General features: G+C 60.0%; 22 protein-coding genes and 1 tRNA gene. 12 read left to right on the forward strand and 11 right to left on the reverse strand.

Going from position 1 to position 22132, the window contains the following annotated elements; all coding sequences use genetic code 11:
- The first annotated feature begins 6 nt into the window (after positions 1-6).
- From KIO74_RS17015 to KIO74_RS17030, 4 genes are all read left to right on the forward strand, one after another.
- Complete coding sequence (locus tag KIO74_RS17015; RefSeq protein ID WP_213332980.1) at positions 7-624, forward strand: flavin reductase family protein; 618 nt, start codon at positions 7-9, stop codon at positions 622-624.
- Positions 625-734: 110 nt separating this feature from the next.
- Positions 735-1388 carry a MarC family protein gene (locus KIO74_RS17020; RefSeq protein WP_249731030.1) on the forward strand — a complete coding sequence of 218 codons (654 nt, stop codon included), beginning with the start codon at positions 735-737 and terminating at the stop codon, positions 1386-1388.
- Positions 1389-1449: 61 nt separating this feature from the next.
- Positions 1450-2169: a polyamine aminopropyltransferase gene (locus KIO74_RS17025; RefSeq protein ID WP_213332981.1), complete on the forward strand. Its 720-nt coding sequence runs from the start codon at positions 1450-1452 to the stop codon at positions 2167-2169.
- Positions 2170-2178: 9 nt separating this feature from the next.
- The gene (locus KIO74_RS17030) at positions 2179-2895 is read left to right on the forward strand and encodes a DUF2161 domain-containing phosphodiesterase (RefSeq protein WP_213332982.1); all 717 of its coding nucleotides are present in this window, start codon (positions 2179-2181) and stop codon (positions 2893-2895) included.
- On the opposite strand, the gene KIO74_RS17035 is transcribed toward KIO74_RS17030, so the two are convergent.
- A complete protein-coding gene (locus KIO74_RS17035) occupies positions 2874-4307 on the reverse strand; it encodes a M48 family metalloprotease (protein WP_249731031.1) in 1434 nt (477 codons plus the stop codon). The genes KIO74_RS17030 and KIO74_RS17035 overlap by 22 nt on opposite strands.
- Before the next feature lie 77 nt (positions 4308-4384).
- A complete protein-coding gene (locus KIO74_RS17040) occupies positions 4385-5323 on the reverse strand; it encodes a hypothetical protein (RefSeq protein ID WP_213332983.1) in 939 nt (312 codons plus the stop codon).
- Positions 5324-5503: 180 nt separating this feature from the next.
- Between KIO74_RS17040 and KIO74_RS17045 the strand changes: the two genes are divergently transcribed.
- The 5 genes from KIO74_RS17045 (at position 5504) to KIO74_RS31860 (ending at position 7385) form a co-directional block, all read left to right on the forward strand.
- Positions 5504-5580: transfer RNA gene (locus KIO74_RS17045), tRNA-Arg, on the forward strand.
- 166 nt (positions 5581-5746) lie between these two features.
- Positions 5747-6232, forward strand: a complete 486-nt coding sequence (locus KIO74_RS31850) for an Arm DNA-binding domain-containing protein (protein ID WP_249731032.1) — start codon at positions 5747-5749, stop codon at positions 6230-6232.
- A complete protein-coding gene (locus tag KIO74_RS32665; protein WP_502762078.1) occupies positions 6135-6335 on the forward strand; it encodes a phage integrase central domain-containing protein in 201 nt (66 codons plus the stop codon). The genes KIO74_RS31850 and KIO74_RS32665 overlap by 98 nt, the downstream gene beginning before the upstream one ends.
- Positions 6336-6364: 29 nt before the next feature.
- The gene (locus KIO74_RS31855) at positions 6365-6637 is read left to right on the forward strand and encodes a hypothetical protein (RefSeq protein ID WP_249731033.1); all 273 of its coding nucleotides are present in this window, start codon (positions 6365-6367) and stop codon (positions 6635-6637) included.
- A complete protein-coding gene (locus tag KIO74_RS31860; RefSeq protein ID WP_249731034.1) occupies positions 6588-7385 on the forward strand; it encodes a helix-turn-helix transcriptional regulator in 798 nt (265 codons plus the stop codon). The genes KIO74_RS31855 and KIO74_RS31860 overlap by 50 nt, the downstream gene beginning before the upstream one ends.
- Positions 7386-7973: 588 nt before the next feature.
- Here KIO74_RS31860 and KIO74_RS17060 read toward each other — a convergent pair.
- The 6 genes from KIO74_RS17060 to KIO74_RS17085 form a co-directional block, all read right to left on the reverse strand.
- Positions 7974-8363 carry a RidA family protein gene (locus tag KIO74_RS17060; protein WP_213332984.1) on the reverse strand — a complete coding sequence of 130 codons (390 nt, stop codon included), beginning with the start codon at positions 8361-8363 and terminating at the stop codon, positions 7974-7976.
- A gap of 68 nt (positions 8364-8431) precedes the next feature.
- A complete protein-coding gene (locus KIO74_RS17065; protein ID WP_213332985.1) occupies positions 8432-9157 on the reverse strand; it encodes an isochorismatase family protein in 726 nt (241 codons plus the stop codon).
- A complete protein-coding gene (locus KIO74_RS17070) occupies positions 9154-10530 on the reverse strand; it encodes a dihydroorotase (RefSeq protein ID WP_213332986.1) in 1377 nt (458 codons plus the stop codon). Before KIO74_RS17070 ends, KIO74_RS17065 begins: the two co-directional genes overlap by 4 nt.
- On the reverse strand, positions 10520-13237 hold the full coding sequence (acnA, locus tag KIO74_RS17075) for an aconitate hydratase AcnA (protein WP_213332987.1): 2718 nt from the start codon (positions 13235-13237) through the stop codon (positions 10520-10522). Before acnA ends, KIO74_RS17070 begins: the two co-directional genes overlap by 11 nt.
- Before the next feature lie 85 nt (positions 13238-13322).
- Positions 13323-14615: an LLM class flavin-dependent oxidoreductase gene (locus KIO74_RS17080; protein ID WP_213332988.1), complete on the reverse strand. Its 1293-nt coding sequence runs from the start codon at positions 14613-14615 to the stop codon at positions 13323-13325.
- Between the two features lie 71 nt (positions 14616-14686).
- Entirely contained in the window at positions 14687-16087 is a 1401-nt protein-coding gene (locus KIO74_RS17085) for an amidase (RefSeq protein WP_213332989.1), read from the reverse strand.
- Positions 16088-16565: 478 nt separating this feature from the next.
- Between KIO74_RS17085 and KIO74_RS17090 the strand changes: the two genes are divergently transcribed.
- Together KIO74_RS17090 and KIO74_RS17095 are read left to right on the forward strand one after the other, a co-directional pair.
- Entirely contained in the window at positions 16566-17597 is a 1032-nt protein-coding gene (locus KIO74_RS17090) for an extracellular solute-binding protein (RefSeq protein WP_213332990.1), read from the forward strand.
- An 11-nt stretch (positions 17598-17608) separates the two neighbouring features.
- The gene (locus KIO74_RS17095) at positions 17609-18640 is read left to right on the forward strand and encodes an LLM class flavin-dependent oxidoreductase (RefSeq protein ID WP_213332991.1); all 1032 of its coding nucleotides are present in this window, start codon (positions 17609-17611) and stop codon (positions 18638-18640) included.
- A 156-nt stretch (positions 18641-18796) separates the two neighbouring features.
- On the opposite strand, the gene ribB is transcribed toward KIO74_RS17095, so the two are convergent.
- The 3 genes from ribB to KIO74_RS17110 all read right to left on the reverse strand — a co-directional run bounded on the left by ribB (position 18797) and on the right by KIO74_RS17110 (position 20949).
- The gene (gene ribB, locus KIO74_RS17100; protein ID WP_213332992.1) at positions 18797-19480 is read right to left on the reverse strand and encodes a 3,4-dihydroxy-2-butanone-4-phosphate synthase; all 684 of its coding nucleotides are present in this window, start codon (positions 19478-19480) and stop codon (positions 18797-18799) included.
- A 28-nt stretch (positions 19481-19508) separates the two neighbouring features.
- On the reverse strand, positions 19509-20102 hold the full coding sequence (locus KIO74_RS17105; protein ID WP_213332993.1) for an NADPH-dependent FMN reductase: 594 nt from the start codon (positions 20100-20102) through the stop codon (positions 19509-19511).
- Positions 20103-20259: 157 nt separating this feature from the next.
- Complete coding sequence (locus KIO74_RS17110) at positions 20260-20949, reverse strand: GntR family transcriptional regulator (RefSeq protein ID WP_213332994.1); 690 nt, start codon at positions 20947-20949, stop codon at positions 20260-20262.
- 191 nt (positions 20950-21140) lie between these two features.
- Here KIO74_RS17110 and KIO74_RS17115 point away from each other — a divergent pair, with 191 nt between their 5' ends.
- Entirely contained in the window at positions 21141-22097 is a 957-nt protein-coding gene (locus tag KIO74_RS17115; protein WP_213332995.1) for an isocitrate lyase/PEP mutase family protein, read from the forward strand.
- The last annotated feature ends 35 nt before the right edge of the window (positions 22098-22132 follow it).

Below are 22132 nucleotides of genomic sequence, written 5' to 3' on the forward strand. Positions count from 1 at the left end.
GTCCTCATGTATTTCTATCAGCCGTCCAAGGGGCATGGGCTGCCGCATGATCCCTTCAATGCGATCATCGGCCCGCGCCCTATTGGCTGGATTTCGTCCCGCGCGGCTGATGGGGTGCTGAATCTCGCACCCTACAGCTTTTTCAACGCTTTCAACTACAGGCCGCCGATCATCGGCTTCGCCAGCACGGGCTGGAAGGACAGCGTCCGCAATATCACCGAGACGGGGGAATTCGTCTGGAACCTGGCGACGCGCGCCCTCGCGGAGGCCATGAACGTGACCTCGACGACGCTGCCGCCCGCCGTGGATGAATTCGCGCTCGCAGGGCTGACGCCGGCAGCGAGCCAGATGGTCAGCGTACCGCGTGTGGCGGAAAGTCCTGTTGCCATGGAATGCGTGAAGATCGACGTCATTCGTCTCAAGTCGGCGGCGGGGGAGCCCGTCGACAGCTGGCTGACCCTCGGCGAGGTCGTCGGTGTCCATATCGACGAGGCGCTTCTCAAGGACGGCGTCTACGACACGGCGGCCGCGCTCCCCATCCTGCGCGCGGGAGGCGTGGGGGGCTACGCGCAGATCTCGCCCGACGTCATGTTCGAGATGGTGAGGCCCGACGCGCGCCGGTAAGATACAACCTCACTCCACCTCCGCCAGGATCACTTCAAGCCGATTTATGTTTGCACCCGGTGCTGTTACAAGCATGGCCGCTCCCTTCCCGTCGCGGCGGGAGCGTTGCCATGCTGCACGGGGCCTCGCGGATGCTCGACGACCAGGCGCTTTTCATCACCCAGCTCGTCACGCTTTGGGCCGTGCTTGATCCGATAAGCCATCTGCCTCTTTTCATGGGGGCGACCACAAGCCTGAGCGATGGTGAAAAACGCCGAGCGGCCTCGATCGCCGTGCTGCTGGCCTTCGTCATTCTCGCGATCTTCGGCTTTTGCGGTCAGTTCCTCCTGCATGCCATGGGCATTTCACTGCTCTCCTTCCAGATCGCGGGCGGCATCGTCCTCTTCCTGTTCGCCGTGTCCATGGTGCTTGGCGAGGCCAAACACACGCCGTCGTCGGTGCCGACCGGCGAGAAGGTGATGGAGGTCGCCGTCTATCCGCTCGCCACGCCGATCATCGCCGGGCCCGGCGCGATGCTCACCATCGTCCTCCTCATGGACAACAACCGTTACTCGCCAACCGAACAGATCATCACCTTCGCCGCTTTGGCGACCGTTCTCGTCGGGCTCCTCACCATCTTCCTGCTGGGCGGCATTCTCACGAAGCTGCTCGGCACCGGAATGACCAACCTGCTGCGGCGAACGATGGGCCTCGTCCTCGCGGCGCTTGCCGTCAATCTCGTGCTCAGCGCGGCGGCGACCTGGCTGAAACTGCCGGAGATTTAGAATACACCGGCTCAAGATCGTGCCGACCCCCGTCCGCTTTTGTCCCGTATGATTGTCACCGATGCTGCCCTGGATAACCCTCGACACCGCCAAGATACCGGATGCCAGCCTCGCTGGTGGAGAAGGAGAGCTGCGCCTCAAGCAGCGCGGACAGGAGTTCTCCATCATGCTCGGCACGAACGAGCTGATGAACAGCCGGCTGAGCGGTTCCGAGGAGGCGCTAGCCAATCTTGGTTGCGCGCGCATCGCGGGGCGCTCCCGCCCTCATGTTCTCATCGGCGGGCTTGGCATGGGCTTCACCCTGCGAGCAGCCCTCGCGGCGCTGGGCGCGGACGCGCGCGTCACGGTGGCCGAGCTCGTGCCGGCCGTCGTCGCCTGGGCGCGAGGGCCGATGGCCGGCCTCTTCGCCGGCTCGCTGGAGGACCGGCGTGTGACCCTACGCGAGGAGGACGTCGCGCTGTTGATGCGCGAGCGTGGAGCGGCCTTCGACGCCATCCTGCTCGATGTGGACAACGGCCCGGAGGGCCTCACATCGGAGGCCAATGACAGCCTTTATTCGACAGCGGGTCTCGGGATCGCCCGCGCGGCGCTCCGTCCGGGCGGCATTCTGGCGGTCTGGTCCGCGGCACCGGACCACGCTTTCGCGCAGCGACTGCGACGGGTGGGCTTCGCGGTGGAGGAGGCGCGGGTCCGCGCCAATCGCGGGCGCTCCGGCGCGCGGCACGTCATCTGGCTCGCCGCCAAGGATGGCGGCGCTCAGCCGCGGCCCCGGTCCCGCTGAGCCTGTCCCGTGGAAACGACGCTCTATCTGCCGGTCAAGCGCTTCCTCGAGGGGCTCGGTTTTTCCGTCAAAGGCGAAATCGGCGGCTGTGACATCGTGGCGCTCAAGGAGGGCGAGCCGCCGCTCGTGGTGATCGGCGAAATGAAGTTGAGCTTCAATCTGGAGCTCGTGCTGCAAGCCGTCGACCGTGCTGCCGCCTGCGACGAGGTATGGCTCGCGGCCCGCCTGTCCGCCCGGGGCAAAGGGCGCGAGAGCGATGCCCGCTTCCGCCAGCTCTGCCGGCGGCTTGGTTTCGGGATGCTCGGCGTGGCCGCCGATGGCGCGGTCAGCGTGCTCGTGAGCCCGGAGGCCCCCATGCCGCGCAAGAACCCGCGCCGGCGTTCGCGTCTCGTCTCGGAGCATCGCAGGCGTCTCGGCGATCCGGCGTTGGGCGGTGGCTCCCGCGCCCCGATCATGACCGCCTATCGTCAGCAGGCGCTCGCCTGCGCGGCCGCGCTCGCGCGGGGGGCGCTGAGGCCGCGGGATCTGCGGCCGCTCGCGCCCGACGCGGCCAAGATCCTGCAGCGCAACGTCTATGGCTGGTTCGCCCGTGCTGAACGCGGGGTCTATGCGCTCACCGCGGCCGGCCAGGAGGCGCTGGTCCGGTGGCCCCAGAACGACACAACTTCAGTTCATGGCGCTGATACGCTTTCCGCCACCGAGGATTACTCCACGACCACCTTGTAGGTTTCGCCCGGCGCCAGGGAGGTCGAAGGATCAAGGCCATTCAGGACGCGGAACCGCTCCACACGTCCGTTGGCGATCGCCATGCCAGCCGCCAGCGTGTCCGGCGTGTCACCCGGATTGGCCTTGGCAAGGGCAATCCGTAACGGCTTCACGGCGTTGATCTCACTGTCGGAGAGGCGACGCAGGCTGTTGAGGGTTCCGGTGAACGCCGGGCCGCTCGCATTGTCGCGGTCACGCGAAGCCAGTACCAGCCGATAGATCGAACTGCCGATCCGCACGGCGGCGAGATGGAAGCGCCATCCATTGCTTTCGGCGGTGGCGGTTGCAGCGGACAGGCCATTCACCGTCACAGGCTGGATGCTGGCCGGATCGACCTTCTCGATCCAGCCTGATCGCAGGAATTCCTCCAGCGAATTGATATCACCGCCTTCTACCGCGTCGAGCCGAAAGGCGGCTTCGCCGTTGCGCGAGACGCCCAGCACGGCCTGGGCGGTGTTGTCGATGGAGAAGTTTTCAGGGGCGGTAAAGGTGATGCCGAGGCGCGGATGGATGAAGGCGCGGCCGCGTACGACGCCGTCAGCCGGGTCATCCCCATAGGCGATGCCGTTGATGGCGGCGAGATATTCCGCGCGATGGCGCTCGCCGAGGCCCGGCGCCGCAATGCTGCGGGCGGTCGAAAGAGCCTGAGCGATGCGTTCCGGCGTGCTAGGATGCGTGGCCAGGAAGTTCGATGCCTGCGGCTGGCGCCCGTTCGAATTGCGGCCGAGAGAAGCGAGGAAGCGCGCGGACCCATAGGGATCGTAACCGGCGCGCGCCATGGTACGGATGCCGATGCGATCAGCCTCGAGTTCCTGGGCGCGGGAGAAGCCGGCGATGGTCCGTTCGGACTGGTTGGTGACAGTCTCGCTCTCGCTTGGATTGTTAAGCACTTCGGAGACCACGCGACTCACCAGCGCTGACTTTTCGGCAAGCTCCGCGCGGGCGCTCGCATGTTTCGCCGTGACATGGGCGATCTCATGCGCGAGCACGCCAGCGACCTCCGAATCGTCGTTGGCAAGCGCCAGGAGACCGCGTGTCACGTAGATATTGCCTGTCGGCAGCGCGAACGCGTTGACTGTCGGCGAGTTCAGGAGGGTGACGCGATAGCCTTGGGTCGGCGTGTCAGTAGCGGCCACCAGTTTCGCGACCATGGTTCTCAGCCGCGTCTCAGCTGCCGGCCAGCGGTAGCTGCCGCCGAGCGATGCGACGAGGCGTTGATGTTCGCGGTCTGCGGCGCGCTCGATGCCCGTGACGCGGGGCGCGGCTGGTGGCAGAGGGGCGGACGTAGGAAGCTTGCTGGTTTCTGTAGCGCAACTGGTCAGGAACATGACGCCAAGCAATGCGCAAGCGCCGCGCGCCGTCGCCCAGCTCATCCTATTCCGCTTCACTCTGGGCGACAGTCCGCCGGCTGCGCCAGCCAGCATCATTCGCTTCGTCACGCCACACGCGCTCATTCAGTCCCGATGACCTCGATTTGTTCCGGCGTCAACACGTCGATCAATGGCCCTCGGCCTGCCTCCACCATGCCGCGTACCCGGATACGTCGTCCATCAAGTTCGGCGACCCGTAGTCCGGCGGCGGCAAATTTTGCCCGGTTCTTCTTCCAGATGGTGACTGTGAAATCCCGCGTCCACTGTGTTCCGAAATTTAAATAGGTAACCCGTTCCCTTTCCCTTACGCTGACGATTATGCCCTCAATCACGGCAAAATCGCCAGCCTTGGCGAGTATGGCTTCTGGTTCGCCGGCCGCCAGCACGGCGGACGCATCCTGCCATTGCCCCCGGCGGCTCGTGCGCGCCTTGTCCTCGCGCGCGAGCAATGCCTTCATGCATGGTCGTGACAGCGGTGTGACCGCCGCGTCGGGCGCTGCCCGGGCCAACCCGGCATCGACAAGCCATTGCGCGATGGTGTAGGCGGGTTCAGCACCTGAGTCCATGCCCATCTCCGCCGCCGTTTTGGCCTTTTGCGTGCCGGCCTCGCTGGAGGAGGCGCGCGAAGAGTTCTGAGCCCCAGCCATCGCCTCCGGCAACAAGATGTCAGCGGATAGCCGCCCCCAGCGATCCGATGCTGGCTGGAGGACACGGAAACGCAGCTCCGATCCGAGAACGGCACCGAACTCCGCGCGGGGAATGGGACTATCGGCTTGCGCCGGCGCGAGAAGGATGCCGGCCAGGGTGAGCAGTCGCCCATCGGCCAGGCGCAGATCGCCGTTGTCCTCGATGCCCGTCACGACGCCGGCATCGGTCACCTCGGGCGGCAGGCATGTTGCGTTGCTACGGGTGGATTTCCTCTCGCGCGCAGCCACATCGGGAATGGCGAGCGCGATCGCGGCAAGGAGGGAGAGAGCGGCTGGGGCGAGGAACTGCGCGAGGCCTGATGGAGCGAGCATGTGCGGAAAGGGATCAGTAACGGACGGTAAGTTTACGCAGGACCGAGCCATAAACCAAGACGTAACAGGAGGCTGTTTTCACAGTTCCCCTCTTGAACATGAAGGGCGCCTTGGGTCATATGGATCGCGTGAACGCTCGCTTTTCGAGTGGGATCGCGTCGGCATCTCGATTGTGAGACTGTCCCGGTAGCTCAGCAGGATAGAGCAACGGTTTCCTAAACCGTAGGTCAGGGGTTCGAATCCCTTCCGGGACGCCATATCTTAATCCGCCGCGGTTCATTTTAATTCTGAATCCGTTGAGAAATAGTAGATTTGCATTGGTTGCATGTCCGCATCTGTCCGTCCGCGTGTGTTGGTACCCAGCCAAATCGTTGGTATTTTCAGCGGTAGTTCCAAAGCCACTCACCTGCGATACCAACAATTATGCCGCTCACGGGCATTGCCATTCGACGAATCAAACCATCCCAGCAGTCACAGAAGATTTCAGACGGCCAAGGTCTGCACCTGTTTGTCGCGGTATCAGGGTCCAAGCTGTGGCGGATGTCTTACCGCTACATGGGCAAACAAAAGCTGCTGAGTTTCGGAGCTTATCCGGCCGTGAGTTTGGCCGATGCACGACGCGCACGGGACGCGGCGAAGCAGGTTTTAGCGGCCGGCGAGGATCCAGGTCTTAAGATCAAGCTCGCAAAGATCGCCAAACGTGCCGGTGGTGATGAGACCTTCGGTAAAATCGCTGAGGAATACAAAGATAAGCTCATTCGTGAGGGGAGGGCAGCGCCGACCGTGGAGAAGGAGACTTGGCTTCTTGGGGGTGGCTACCCCGTCTTTGGGCCGACGTCCGATCCGCGAGATCACGGCTCCCGAAATTCTAGAGACCTTACGGCGGGTCGAAGTGCGTGGACGGTATGAAAGCGCGCGGAGGCTGCGCTCCACGCTCGGCAGCGTGTTCCGCTATGCCGTTGCCACCGCTCGTGCGGATAATGATCCAACCTCGCATTGCGCGGTGCTCTGACCGCACCGCAGACGAAATCATGGGCCGCCTTGACCGAGCCAAAGGCCTTCGGGGCGCTCTTGCGGGCAATCGATGGCTTCGAGGGGCAGGCCACGACGACAGCCGCGTTGAAGCTCTTGGCGCTGCTGTTTCCCCGGCCTGGTGAGTTGAGAGCGGCTCACTGGTCCGAGTTCAAGCTGGACGAGGAGGTATGGATCGTTCCGGAGGCGCGGATGAAGATGCGCCGTCCCCATCGGGTGCCGAATAGGGCGTATGCTGGCGGGCTCGCCCGCTTTTTCCGATCCGCAAGACTGGAGCGATGACGAGCAGGCCGAGATGCAGGGTGCGGTCATCGCCGCGGCGGCGCTCCATACCACGTTGCAGCCACTCCCCATGCCTGAGCTTCGTGATCGATTGTTGCCTTGCAATCGACCAGGCGCATCGTTCGATATGGCCGCATGGTGGGAAATGCCATTCTGGACGGTGGCGGAGGCTGTGGCCTTGTCCCTCGGCAAAGATCCACGCTTACTTGACGAGGGGTCGCTCGCGGCTGATGAGGCGTTCCCAACGATCAAGAGCTTCAAGGAGCAGCACGAGCGAATCCGACGGGCAATGGCGATAGGTCTCGTTGGTCATGACGACATGGTCATTCCGCATAAACTGGCCGATCTGCTGGGGGATGCCGTATTCCAGGAGGCTTTGACGGAGGCGGCTCGCCCGCAGGTCCGAAAAGAGCTGAGCAGAACCCCTCTCGCTCAAGAACCGAGAAACAAACTAATGCACCTGCGTCGCCTGTGCCGCTTCAAGTTGCCCCCGGATGTAGGACCAACGGCTGAAACTGCGGACCAACAAACAAGGCCGACGGAGAGGTCACGGACTGGCTTGGTCCGGTTGAAGCACATTCTGGCACCAACCGGACCTTTGCCGGTAAGCAAATCCAGGTTTTGGGCGAAGGTGAAGACGGGTGAGTTTCCCCAGCAGGTGCGTCTGGGCGGAACAACATCCTGGCGCGCGAAAGAGATCTGGGAGCTTATCAACAACCGGAATCCGCCCGCGAAGACAAAACGCTGACACCAGCTTGGCAAAACCGACTTCAAAGTCCCATGCATGATACCGGGCGCCAGGAATACCGCCCGTGCAATGGGCGAAAATACCCCGTTTCAGTGTATTTCACGTAAAATGCACTGGCCGGTTTAGTTGGTCCTAAACAGCTTGCGCCTTTCGGCGGTCTTCTCGACTGACAGCTTTAAGATGCCGTGGCGTCGGGGAAGCGACGCATAGTGTTGCGGTAGAGGTAGCCGTAGTGCCTCAGGGGAGGCAGAGCATACCGTCAAGCGATGTCGCGCCTACCACCGGAAGACGAACACGATGGTTCTCCAGACCCGCGCCAGCACAATACTCCGGCCTTTCGGCTCGACGCGCGTTGGCCGCTCGAACCACCTCTTCACCGTCTTCGGATGCAGGCTTAGGATGCGCAGCAACAGTCAGGGTCGTTTCTTTCGGCTCTCGGAGTTCGGTTCGGACACACTGCATTATGCACGCCATCGTGAAGAACGGCTTTTATTCGAGAAAAAACCCTGACGACGTGAGAGCATAGTGCTGTCAGCTTATAGTATCGCATGCATAATTCGGGGCCGACAGTTCGGTCGGGTCCAGAGTTCAGCACTTAATTGCAACGCACTTCACTTCGGCCAAAACGCCAGGGTAAGCGAGTTCCGAAACACCGATCCTGGTCCAGGCATAAGTGCCTTTCGGGAAAACGGCGTTCTTTGCGACGCGGAATACGTCCATGTGCTTGGACATCTCGACGTGATAGCTCGTCATTTCGACGATGTTATCGAATGTGCAGCCCGCTGCCTCCAACACCACGCGGAGGTTTTCCCACATCGCATCGAACTGTTTCCGGGGATCTTCGATCACTTGAAGATCCCTGGTTCGCCCGATCTGCCCGACAACGTAGATTGTATGTCCTACTTTAACGGCGGGCGCGTAGCCTGCCCGGTCAACGATTTCCCTCATTTCCTCAGGGATGATGATTTCTCGGTCCATATGGCACACGGATTCCGCGTTGGGGTTTTGGCGCTGCGTGATCGGACGACCGCGCCGAATGTCTGAGGTCAAGACGCTGTGGAAAGATCGTCCCGCACGGCGACGGACTCCAGGTAATTCTTTACTTCGGCCGTCGGAATGACATCGGCGTACTTGCAGTTGAGATCAAACAAGTTGATAGCATGGCTGGATTGAAAGCGGTCAAAGGCTGTCTCTTCGGGGACGATGACTTTAAAATTATAAGAATAGGCGTCGACTGCGGTAGCCCTTAGGCATCCGGACGTCGTGCATCCGGTCAAGATGAGGGTGTCGACATCGAAGAAATTCAAATGGCTCATAAATATCGTGCCAAAAAAAGCGGACGGTTTGCGCTTGCCGATTCGAATATCTTGAGGCCGCGGTGCCAAAGGCTCAACGGTCTGCGTCGCGTGCGTACCCTCGAGGACAGTCTTTTCCTTGCCTCGATGATTTTTGCCGACCTGGACGCCGCTATCAACCATATCCGGGCGGCGTGCACTCTCAGTATAGAAGACGGGAATGTTCTTGGCCCGCGCCAGTTCCAGCAAGGGTACAATATGCTCCACGGCGGCCCAAGCCTCTGCGCCGCAATGGGTCCGATACTGCTTCAGACCGTCCAGGATATCCTCGGGACGGTCGCCACAGAAATTATACTGGACATCGATGATGAACAAGGCCGGGCGCTTGCCGAAGCCACCGCGCTTGCCGTATCCGGCTTGCGCGAAAACTTCCTTGTCGCGCTCGGTCAGGAAATCGTCCCAAATTCTCTTGGTCATCGTGAAACTCCCGGAATGCGATTGAGGTAGCGGCCGGCTGGAGCCTGGCAAGCCTGTTCGTCGAGGGCCCCATCACTGGCGAGTGTTCGCCCGCGCAGAATCGTCCTGACCGGAGATCCCTTGAACGTCATGCCCTCATATGGAGAATAGTCGGAGTAGGATTCCTGCGTCGTCGGATCCACATGAACCTCGCGATCCGGGTCGACAATGACCATGTCGGCGTCCATCCCGATGCCGAGCTCCCCCTTGTTGGGAATGGAATATAAGCGCGCAACGTTGGCACTCGTCACCGCGGCGATACGCTCGATCGGAATACCGCGCTTGTGCACGCCCTCATGCACAAGGACCCGGAGCATCGTGCCGAGACCAGGAAAGCCTGCACTGGCCTTCCAGATGTCCGGGCCCTTGGTCTCCCGCTTCCGGCCGACGTGATCCGATCCAACTGTTGAAATCGTGCCGTCGCGGATGCCCTCCCAGAGAGCATCGACGTCTGACTGACTGCGCAAAGGCGGATTGACCTTGCCGAGCAAACCGATCGGCGAATTGCGCGTCAGAGAGAGATAATGGCTACACGTTTCAACATGGATCGGCGCCCGGCCAGGCCTTCTCAGGTTGCGAACGATTTCGAGGCTCTCGGCGCTCGACATGTGGACGATATTGACCGGGCACTCGGCCTTTTCGCCAAAATAGGCGACCCTGAAAACGTTCTCGGCCTCGAGAAACCCGGGGCTTTGTTCGTCCCATGCGGGAAGGTCGTTCCGCCCCGCGGCTTTCAATGGATCCCGAAAGACCGGAATGACCTCGACGTTCTCGCAATGCACGCCAACAACACCGCCGGTGATGTTCCTGGTCTGTAGCATCGCCGCGAACAGGAGCCCATCGTCGATTTCCGTGAAGCCTTTCGCAGCGCCGCTGGCGCCCTTATACATGAGATAAACTTTGATCGATGTGACACCGAACCGACGGGTCGTTTCAGCGAGCGTCTCAATATGAAGTTTGCTCGTCACGCCAAAGTGAAAGCTGAAATCAATCAAAGATTGCTCTTCGCCGCGCTTTCTCCACGGGCCAGTCGAGGCGCTGAGGTCGTTGGACCTGTGAAACGTCAGGAGGCTGGTGACACCGCCTAGCGCCGCGGAGCGGGATTCTGTTAGAAAGTCTGTCTCGTTGGAACCGAAACCGATGTGGGTATGAGGATCAATGAGGCCCGGCAGCACCCACTTATCTTTGCAATCAATGATCTCGTTGGCCTTCAGGCCATCGGATCGTGAGACAATACCTGCGATCTTGCCGTTCCGAACGAGGATGGAGCCCGTGCGGATTCCCCGGTCGGGAAAGACGATTTCGCCGTTAGCGAGGATTAGGTCATAACTCATGTGATTGGACCTGAACTTCGTGATTATGACGAGAAAATCGCTTGAACATGTCGACCATGATGCCGCCGTTCTTGAGACAGTCGCGTTCGCTTTGTGTCGTCACGGCTGCGGATACCTCAAATGTGAGCTCGTGATCGTCCTGACGCGCCCTTACAACCGCTCGAGCAACGCCATCAACCGCCTGGAGCAAGCCTTCAATTGCAAAGGTCTCTGAGCCTTTGAGACCGAGCTGGCGCCAACCCTCCCCGGCGGCGAATTGCAAGGGGATGACGCCCATTCCGATGAGGTTCGACCGGTGAATGCGTTCGAAGTTCTCGGCGATGACCGCTCGAATGCCCAGCAGTGCGGTACCTTTGGCCGCCCAATCCCGACTTGAACCCATTCCATAGTCGCGGCCCCCCAGAACGATCAGGGGAGTGCTGCGCGCCCTGTAGATGGCTGCTGCATCGTAGACCGTCCACACATCGCCTTCGGGAAAGACGCGCGCCCACCCGCCTTCGCGTTCCTCAACCAGCAGATTCTTGATTCTGAGATTTGCGAACGTCCCGCGCGCCATGACCTCATGGTTGCAGCGACGTCCAACATAGGTGTTGAATTTCGCTTGCGGAATGCCTTTCGCCAGTAGGTACTGTCCCGCGGCGCTCTCCGAAGGGATCTCCCCACTCGGAGAGATATGGTCGGTGGTAAGGGAGTCACCAAAGACGCCTAGCGCTCGTGCGTCGTCAATACGATCCGGCAGCCCGGACCGTGCCTGCTCGCGCCCCAAGGCAATGAAGGGGGGTTCGATGAGATATGTCGACTGTTCTTCCCATTGGAAGCGACTGCCGCTCGGTGCTGCAAGATCGTCCCAAAGCGCGACGCGGTTTGGCTCACCGTAGACCCCGGCGAACAACGCAGGGTCACGAACGATCTCCAGCGACTGGGTGATTTCCGATTGGGAGGGCCAAATGTCCGAGAGATAGATGGTGTTGCCGCCGGAACCCGCCCCGAGCGGTTCGCGATCCAGGTCGATGTCGACCCGACCCGCCAATGCATATGCGACGACCAAAGGCGGCGACATGATGTAGTTGGCGCGAACCTGACGGTGAATTCTACCCTCGAAGTTTCGGTTTCCCGAAAGTACGGAGGCTGCAACGAGATCGGTCTGCGCAATCGTCGCCGACATGGCTGGATGCAGCGGGCCGGATTTCCCGCCGCAGGTGGTGCACCCATATCCAACCACCCCAAAACCAATCGCTTCCAGTTTGTTGAGTAGGCCGAGCTCCTCAAGGTAACGCGTGACCACCCTGGATCCGGGCGCTAGCGAGGTTTTCACCCAAGGAGCCGGTAACAAGCCCGCATTGACCGCTTTCTCTGCGAGAAGCCCGGCAGCGACCATGACTTCGGGGTTTGACGTATTGGTGCATGCGGTAATGGCAGCGATCGCGATGGCGCCATGTGTGATCGTTGCGGTGCGGCCATCAACCCTAATCTCGGCCTCAAGTGGGGACCTGCATGCAAACCCCCCATCCCTTACGCCGAGCGGCAAGCGCCTACGAAAATCGTCAGCGACATCCGGAATATCGAGGCGGTCCTGAGGGCGCCGTGGTCCCGCAACGCTGCGCCCGACCGAGCCAAGCTCGATCTCGATCGTGCGTGCATACAGCGGCTCAGCATGCCCAGGATCAGCAAACAGGTCATTGGCCTTGGAGTATCGTTCGACAAAGTCAGCGTGCGCGGGCGACCTCGTATAGGTCAGGTACGATATTGTCTCTTGATCGATGGGGAAAAATGCTGCGGTCGCACCGTATTCTGGCGCCATGTTCGACAGTGTCGCACGGGCTGGAACGGGCAGTTTCGCTACTGCTGCGCCACAATATTCAACGATTGAGCTGACCACGCCTTCTCGCCGGAGGCGCTCCGTCACATGCAGAACCAAGTCGGTCGTCGTCGCGCCAGATGGCAATTCGCCGTTCAGGCGAACACCCACGAACTCCGGAATGGGGAAGATGTAAGGGACGGCAAGCATCGCCGCTTGAGCCTCGATCCCTCCTACACCCCAGCCCAAAACACCGATGGCATTGACCATGGGCGTGTGAGAGTCACCGCCGAGCACGAAGTCGGGGTAGGCGAGCCCAGTCTCAGTCGATCCGACTACAGGTGCGATATGCTCGAGATTGATCTGGTGGATGATCCCGGTGCCGGGCGGAAACACGCGAACAGACCTGAAGGCCTGCTGCGCCCATTTCAGGAACCGATAGCGCTCGCTATTCCGTTCGAACTCGTGGTGCAGGTTGCGAGAGGCCGCGCCCGGTACCGCGGAGACATCGACCTGCAGCGAATGATCGACGATGACATCAACCGGGATACTGGGCTCAATGACGGTTGGATCGGATCCTTCGCGCGCCACCGCATCACGCAACGCCGCCATGTCGAGCAATACGGGTAGCCCGCTGGAATCCGGTAAGATTACACGGCCGACGTTTAGGGGGGCACTTTCGCCGATATGGTCATTCCAGTGGATCATATGAGCGATGTCGGTCGAGGATACAACGTCCGGGCGCAACTGAGAGCCTCTGGCCAGATTCTCCACGAGCACCCGGCACGCGAATGGCAGCTGGCTGGGCCTCACTTTGTAGGGCGCGCAGGCGGACGCAACACTTATGTAACTGTAGGACGCGCCGTCGCTACAGCTAAACTGGCCAATGGAAGGGGTTAAATCTCTCACGTCCGCCTCTCGGCATACGAATATCTTCGAATGGAGTGTCCGCTCAGCACAATCCGGGCTTCACAGACTGCGCTGCCTACGACGTTTACTTCTGTTCAGCCGATGTCTTTGCGTGAGGGTCGAATGCTGGCACCGGAATGCCGCGGTCGGCGAACTTCGCGCGCCGCTCTTCATTGAGCGCAGCTGAGCGTTTGCCCGGGGCAAGAATTGGCGCAATTTCTTCCCTCTTGAGTTCACGCATCTTCTTTTTGCGTGCAAGCGCGGCCTGGATGTAAGGGGTGAGCTCCTTCTGCTTCCTGGCCTGCCGCTCTGCTTCGCGGGCGTGGAACTCGGGCATGACAGCCTCCGCGAACAGCGTCAGCGAGTCGCAGATGTGCTCATGCTTATTCGCTCCCGCCTGCTGGACAAAAATGAGCTGATCAACGCCGCATTTTTCGTAGCGGAGAAGATAGTCCCGTATTTGCTCTGGCGATCCGATACCGCCGGCCCCCGCGTTGCCGGGCAGGGTGTCCTTGACGGATTCGAAGCCGCTCCAGATGTCTGAATGACCGGGAACCATCTCGCCGAAGCTGCTGACGTACCCCAGGGAGTATCCAAAGAACTTGAACCCATCGAGGCCGCGACGCTCCGCTTCCTGCGGATCCGAATGGCACATCATGCCGCCGACCAGGGCGATGTTCGGATTCACGACATGAGAGATCGGAACGCACTCTTCCGACTTGATGATGTCGTAGTACTCTTCAACCCACTTAGCTGCCATTTCGGGCTCTACGAACGCAAACGCGAGCGCCCCGAGGCCATTTCGCGCCGCGCGGTGGATCGTTTCTCTTTTCGAACAAGCAACCCACATCGGCGGATGAGGTCGCTGAACCGGCTTTGGCACGATGTTGCGGACCGGCATGTCGAAGAACTGGCCCTGAAAGCCAGGATACGGCGACAGCGCGACCATATTGGCCGATTGCTCGGTCGCTTCAGTCCACATGGCCGTCTTATCCGCGGGATCGACGCCGAAGCCCTCGAGCTCGATGATCGAAGCGGATTCCCCCGTACCCCATTCGACACGGCCCTTGGAGAGCAAATCCAGCGTTGCAATTCGCTCCGCAACGCGTGCCGGATGCGTATATTTCGGTGGCATCAAGGCGATGCCGTGACCCAGTCGCATCCGCTTGGTGCGCTGAGAAACAGCGCCAAGGAAAACTTCCGGAGCCGAGGAGTGCGAATATTCCTCCAAGAAATGATGCTCAGCCACCCACAGCATATCGAAGTTCAGCCGATCGGCGAGCTCAATCTGATCCAACGCATCTTGAAAGAGTTTAAGCTCATCTCCTTCATTCCACGGTTTCGGAAACTGATGTTCGTAGAACAATCCGAATTGCATTGGCTAAACTCCGTGTACAAAATGAATGTTGGGCGGTCGGATGTGTTATGTTCGGACGCGACCAGGGGCGACTACTGCAGTGCGAGAACAGGGAGCTTCCAGCCAAACAGTGTCTCCACCGTTCGTCCCGCCCTAAGTACCCGAGCCTCTTTGAAGTATGGGCCGACAAACTGCACCGAAAGCGGCAGTCCGTTCGAGGCCAATCCCACAGGCACGCTCATTGCTGGGTGGCCGCTTAAGCTGAACGGGTAAGCTTGGATCACCGATGGTGCGGTGAACGGGTCTGGCATCGAGTCTAGACGCGGTGCCGGTGCAACGCTGCAGGCGGTCAGGATGAGATCGTATTGATTGAAAGTATCGTCGACGGCCCGCGCCAGCTCCCGCCGCAGGCGTAGCGCCTGGATGTAGTCGGCTGCGGTGAGCGAGGCTCCGAGCATGATGCGCTGCATGGCCAGCGAGCTATAGTCGGCAGCCCGTGTCCGCATGTTTTCTTCATGAACTGAGAACGCCTCAGCCGTGAGGATGACACGACCGCACGTGCTGAAGAGAGGATAGTCCGGCATTGCGATATCCTCAACCGTCGCGCCTGCCGCGCGCAAGGCGTCCTCGACCTGCGTGATTGCGGCCAGAGCCTCTGTCGATATGCCTTGCGCTTTTTCGAAGAAGGCTCGAGGAACGCCGATCTTTAACCTAGCCACTCCCCCATTCAGTTCAGCCAGGTAATCTTCCACTGGCACGTCTGCGCTCGAAGGATCCCGAGGATCATGGCCCGCCAACACCTGTAGCGCGATCGCCGCTTCGGTCACACTCGCCGCCAGTGGACCACAATGATCCATCGAGTAGGCAAGCGGGTAGGCGCCGCGCGTGCTGACCCTGCCGAAGGTTGGCTTCACTCCGGCAAGCCCGCACAGAGCCGCCGGCCCCCTGATGGAACCACCTGTGTCAGTTCCGATCGCAAAGCGAACCATCCCTGATGAAACGGCGACAGCGGAGCCCGATGATGAGCCGCCCGTCATGTGCTCGGTGTTCCATGGGTTCAGCGGAGCAGGGAATGGGAGATCGTCCGTGGGCCCGCCAAATGCGAATTCGTCCGTGGCTAACTTTCCCATGAGCACTCCGCCGGCATTCGACAAGCGGGCGACGACTGCAGAATCCTCGGCCGGTATATTGTCCAGCAGGATCTTGCTATGACACGTCGTTCGGATCCCCTCGGTGTCGAAGACGTCCTTTACCGCATAGGGGATGCCGTGCAGCGGCCCACGGTCGACCCCCGCAGCGAGTTCGTCATCGGCTCGCTTTGCATCCGCAAGCGCCTTCTCTTCTGTAACCGTAATGAAGGCATGCAGCGTAGGGTTATACTCGCTAATGTGACGAAGGGCGGATCGGGTGAGTTCCTGAGACGAAATCTCACGAGAGCGGATCGATCGCCCCGCCTGCTCTATGCTCAGCTCTCTATACGTGGCGTCCTTCATGATAATCTCCGCACATCCACGCTAAAAACCGAACATGGAGCAGAAGATGGCTTCCGCTTCTGCCGCAAGAGTGCGACGCGTTTTCTTAGATCCTCATACCCAGCAATCATCGCCTCTCTGCGGTCAGCGGACACAGACAAGCCCGCACGAGCAAGAAAAGCGTCGAATTCCGTGGCGACATTCATCGGTGACACTCCGGATTTATGCCCGCCACGCACGAACATATCAAGAACATAGCATAATGTGTTCATACTTTACGAGCGAGGCCGACACAATTCTCGTAGAGTCTCGCTATTTGGCAGTCAAGAGTGTTGACACATTTTTAGAGGTTGAACTACAGTCGCAGCGTTGATTGAGCCCAATAAACTTTGGGGTGCCCGCCTCGATAAACCGCTGCGGCGGACCTGCGCAGAGGCCTGGAAGCACTGACCTGACCAAAATGAGGGGACGAAGAATGACCACTAAATCGGGTCCGTACATGTCTAATCTTACGCGCCGCGCGGCGCTCCTCGGAGGCTCGGGCCTAGTCGCTTCGGCCGCGCTTCCACAGGCGCCGAAGGCGCAGGAGCAGGCGCCGATCACCGTCACCTGCTACGGTGGCGCGTTTGAAAAAACGGTTCGCGAGAAAATCATTCCACGCTTCGAGGCCGAGCACCCCTATAAGATCAGGCTCGTCGTTACGGATGATGCAGACATTGTCGCGAAGTTGGTTGTTGCGCGGGGAAAGCCACCCTTTGATGCGATCATGATCAATCATGAGACCGCGATCATGCTCAATGAAGCCGGCCTTCTGCTCGGCGATCAGAGCTCGAAACTGTCGCATGCCGGCGAAATCTACGAGAGCATGATGCCGCCGAAATGCGAAGTGTATGGCACTACGATCTACAAGTTCGACCTTGTCTATCGCAAAGTCGCCTTCGAATCCCCTCCGACCTCTTGGCGGGATCTGTGGCGTCCCGGTCTGGCGGTAGGCGTCCCGTACGTCGGCCAACCGTACGGGTTGACGTTCCTCTACCTAGCAGCCGTACTCAACGGTGGAAGCGCCACAAATCTCAATCCCGGCTTCGCGGCAATCAGGCGCCTGCCAAAATTCAAGATCTACAACAATGTCGGACAAGGCCTTCAACTGTTCCAGCAGCAGGAGATCGATGCCGCGTTCTACTATGCCCATCGGGGCGAGCAGCTTATCGCGCTCGGCTTGCCGGTTGCGCGCGCCCAACCCCACGAAGGGGTCTATGCCCAGAGGACAGGGACTCAGATCCCAAAGGGGACGCGAAATCTCGCTGGAGCCCTCGCGTGGACGGACTTCACGCTGTCAGCCGGCTACCAGGCGCCGCTCGTCGAGCAATTCTACAGCCCGGCCAACAAGACGGTTGCTATTCCTGCCGACAAGACCGCGAACTTCACGTTCGGTGATGAAGCCGTCGCGCAGCTTCTGGATCCGCCGTGGCACGATCTCATGCCGCAGCGCGATGCGCTGCTCGATCAATGGCGAAAGGAAATTGGGTGACCTCTATGAGATTGGGTTTCTGGACGCCGCTGCCCCATATCGTGCAGTCGGAGCCGGCAATCGAGGCTGCTGTCCAGGCAGCCTCGAAGCGAGGTTTGGGCCAAACCGATGAGTTGCTTAGTTTCACGCGGCAAGCGGTCAAAGAAGCCGAGGCGTACGGATTTGACGTGACACTCGTTGCCGAACGTTGGCTTGGCCCTGATCACGCGTCCTGGATCCTGGCCACGGCTCTCGCTTGCGCGACAAGCAGAATGGAGATCATGGTCGCGACCCATCCGGGCATACTCGCCCCCCAGGCCGTTGCAAAGATGGGCGCAACGCTCGATCGCATCAGTGGCGGCCGCTTCAGCATGAATATCGTCAACGGCTGGTGGCCCGAGGAATTGAATGTCTTCGGCAATGGCGCCTGGCTTGAAGATCCCGGGCAGCGGTACAAGCGCATGGATGAGTTTGTCCGCGCGATTCGCGCGCTTTGGACGGAGGAGGCTCCGTTGCTCCAAGGGGAGTATTTCACGTTGGATGGGACCGAACTTCCGTTGAAGCCCGTTCGCTCACCATCTCCTCCGATCTATGCTGCCAGCCGGTCGGAACCAGGCAAGAACACAATTGCGGAATTCTGTGACTGCTGGTTCGTCGAGTATGATACGGATTTCCGAAAATACGAAGGCAACCTTGGGAAGATCCGCGTGGATATCGCGGAAATGCGGGATCGTGCTGCTAAATTCGGTCGCACTCTGCAGTTTGGAATGAGCGCTCACGTCATTTGCGCGGATGACGCTACCGACGCGGTTCGGCAGGCCGTTGAGCTCGAAGAGTATGGCGCCCGAAACCGAGTCGCGCTGACCTCGGCAAAGGCGCTGGGTGCCGGCCTGCTTGGAACTGCCGAAACGGTAGCCGAGCGGATCGATACATATGCTGAGATTGGGATCGACCTTATCATGCTTCGCTTCCACCCTACGCTCGACGGTCTGCGGCGCTTTGGTACTGAGGTCATGCCCAAGGTCAGATCTCTCAACCGAGTGCCGGTCGACGCGGTGGTTTGACTGGCGGTTTGAGTGGCCAGGATGGTGGCGCTCGATGAAAAATATCGTCTTCGCTTGCCTAACGTGAAGCGCCTCACGGCGGCTACATGCCCTTACAAACAAAAACCCCGGCTTTGCCGGGGTTTTCCGCGATTGGCCGAAGACCAGGAAGCCCGGCTAAAACTGCCCGCACTCACCGATGACGACCAGAATGTCGGATATCGACACGATTACCATACCATTCCTCGTCGCAGAGCGATCCAAATCGTCGCCGCGAGCCATCGTGCCATCAGGATTGGTGATCTCGCAGAGAACGCCAGCGTCGCGTAGGCCAGCCAACCGCATCAACTCGAGTGTGGCCTCGGTGTGTCCCTGCCGGCCATGCAGGCCTTCGGGATGGCTCTTGAGCGGAAATACATGCCCTGGGCGGACGAGATCGTTCGCCTCCGCGTCGATAGCAACAGCAGCCTGAATAGTCCTCACACGGTCCGCGGCCGAGACGCCGGACGACACACCATGCCTGGCCTCGATAGAGACAGTGAAGCCCGTGCCGAACTTCGATTGATTATCCTGGACCATGGGGGGAAGTTCGAGTTGGAGTGCGCGCGCGTCACTGATAACCAGACAAACAATCCCGGATCCCTCTCTGATCATCAGCGCCATTTGCTCTATGGTCAGGTTCTCTGCGGAAAAGACGAAATCGCCTTCGTTTTCGCGATCCTCGCTGTCGGTTACGATTACCCCCTTGCCGGCGCGAAGATCAGCAACAGCGCGCGCTACGCGAAGAGAAGCCGACACGAGTTTACTGGCTTCGGCGACTTCAGCCCCGGCGACTGGAGGGGTTGGGACGAGAATATTCATGGCGTATCCGTCGATGCTCAGGAGTCATTCAAGCCGCGATCGTGCTTTCGGGCGGCTTTGACTTCCCGAAGCGCGCGAAGGTCACGACCTGCTCAGCCAGAATGTGCAACTGAGCGCGGGTGTTGGGGTCGATGCAATTGCCTTCCTGATCGAACGCTCTGACGGCAACCGTATTGATGCCCACTCCGAGTGGAGTGGGCCAGCCCCGGAGGGCGTGCACGATCGAACGCAGGGACGTCAGCGTTGTGCCGACGGCTTGCCAGCCCGCGGCGCAGACGATGCACCCCACGCTGCGGTGCTCAAGATAGACACGCGTGTCCTCACGCATGTCCTCGGTATAGTCCAACGCGTTCTTCAGCATTCCGGATATGCCGCCGTGATATCCCGGAGACGCTAGAATAACGCCGTCAGCCGCACGCAAAGCGGCGATGAGTTCAAGCGCTTCGGAGCTGCGCTTCGCTGATTCTGGCGCATACATCGGCATGTTCAACAGTGCTCCGTCGAACATCTGGACTTTTGCCCCGAGCTTGGCGGCCTCCGCCAATGCGAACCGCGCAGCGTTCTCGGACGACGATCCGACCCGCGTGGTCCCTCCAAGAGCCACAATGGAAACGTGAGACATCCTAGATCCCTTTTGGCCATTGATTTGCGGGCGCGGCCCGTTGCAAAAGCAGCGGGTGGCTGCTGCCAATCACCCACGCCAGGGGCGCAGGATCGGACGCTGAGGCCTAAGTGTCAACACTTAAATCTCTCGACGGTCGAAAGCCAGAAGCAAAATGCTAGGAGGCGGCGGACTTTTCCAGCGTTCCCGTCAAGAAACTCTCCTGGCGAGCAAGATTTTCGGACGCACGCGCGATATGCGATCGCATCATCGACTCAGCGAGATCGGCGTCTCGACTGATGATGGCGCGCATGATCTGCCAGTGCTCCTGATAGGCCGTCTGCCGCCTCTGGTTATCCATCCCCGACTGCCGCCGATAAACTCTGAAGAGCTGGTGCAAATCGCCATTCAGCGTGTCGATGATACGCTGGTTTCCGCAGGCAGCAACCACGCGCTGGTGAAAATCAAACTTCCGCGACCTGTCCCCACTGGTCCAGGAGCGCCGGTCCGCCTCGAGGTCGGCCAGAAGTCTTGTCGACTCGTCTGCACTCATGTTCTCCGCTGCTAGGCGGCAGGCCATGCCTTCAAGGGCTTCGCGCATCTGGAATAGCTCGGCCAGTTGCTTGGCATTGAGGGAGACCACCCGAGCGCGCATGAATGGCTCGCGCGAAATAAGACCAATACCTTGCAAGCGTCGCAAGGCTTCACGCACAGGCCCCCTGCTCACCTGGAAGCGCTGAGCGAGGAATTTCTCATTGACTTCAGAACCCAATCCAAGTTCGCCTGATTGAATGATCTCGGCGATATCGTGAAAAAGCTGTTCACCGAGCGTGCCCGCCTCCCGATCGGTTGACACAATCTCACTCATTCGATCTTCCCTAAAAAGATTGAAAACTCAGCATCCAGGATAGCGGTTCGCTTGCCTATTGACCAGAGCTACCCCGCAATGAGCGTGATGCGCACTTAACGTGTTGACACTATTTTCGACGGCTCGTATGTCAATATCAATCCTGGGTAGACTTCTCCGGCGTGCCGAGAAGTGAGAGATGGAGCTCCACCGTGATCTTGGATAGGGATGATAACAAGACGGGCCCCAAGGCTTTTCGGCGCCTGCTAAGCTCCGGTGACTTCATCGTGTCGCCGGGTGTCTATGACGGATACAGTGCGCGCCTCGTCGAAGCCGCCGGCTTCAAGACCGCAGCGACGAGTGGAGCCGCAATCGCCAATGCCATGCTCGGCATGGAGGATGTTGGCATCATGGGGCTCGCGGAAAACGTCGCGCATTGTCGCAATCTCGCCCGAGCGATCGAGATTCCTCTCACTGCAGACGCAGACGACGGATATGGAAATCCTGTCAATGTGTTTCACACGGTTCGCGAATTCGAGGCGGCTGGCGTCGCGGCCGTCAACATCGAGGACCAGGTCAGCCCCAAACGTTGCGGGCACATGCCGGGCAAGGAGGTCATCCCGACCGCGGAAATGGTCAAGAAGATTGAAGCTGCGTGCCTGGCTCGCAAAGACGACGCTTTCGGGATTGTCGCGAGAACGGATGCTCTGGCTATCGAAGGCATTGAGGTTACAGTGCAACGGGTTCGTGCTTACGTTGCCGCTGGCGCCGACATGATCTTTCCGGATGCTGTACGATCACAGGATGATATCGCCAGGATCGTGGAAGCTGCCGGTGTGCCGGTTACGGTCAATATGGGCTTTGGAATCCGGTCCCGTCCGACCTCTCCGCTCATTCCAATCGAACGCTTGAAGGAACTCGGGGTTCGGCGGATCAGTCTTCCGAGAATGCTCCCGGCTGCCGCTATCCATGGCATGAAAAGTGCTCTTTCGGTCATGCGCTCCGTGGTTGACACTGGCCAGGCCGTCGATCGCCCGGATCTTCTCGTTGGTATAGAGGAAATCTGGTCCCTTATGGGCTTTCCTCAGATTCAGGAACTCGAACGCCGGCTTCTTTCAATGGCGACACTGTCGAGCAAGTACGGCGATGCCCCGGCGGTACCCGCCTAGCCGCCAGAAATTCATACTGATCGTTCTGAGGAGGC

The sequence above is a fragment of the Chelatococcus sp. HY11 genome, assembly GCF_018398335.1.
Lineage (GTDB): Bacteria > Pseudomonadota > Alphaproteobacteria > Rhizobiales > Beijerinckiaceae > Chelatococcus.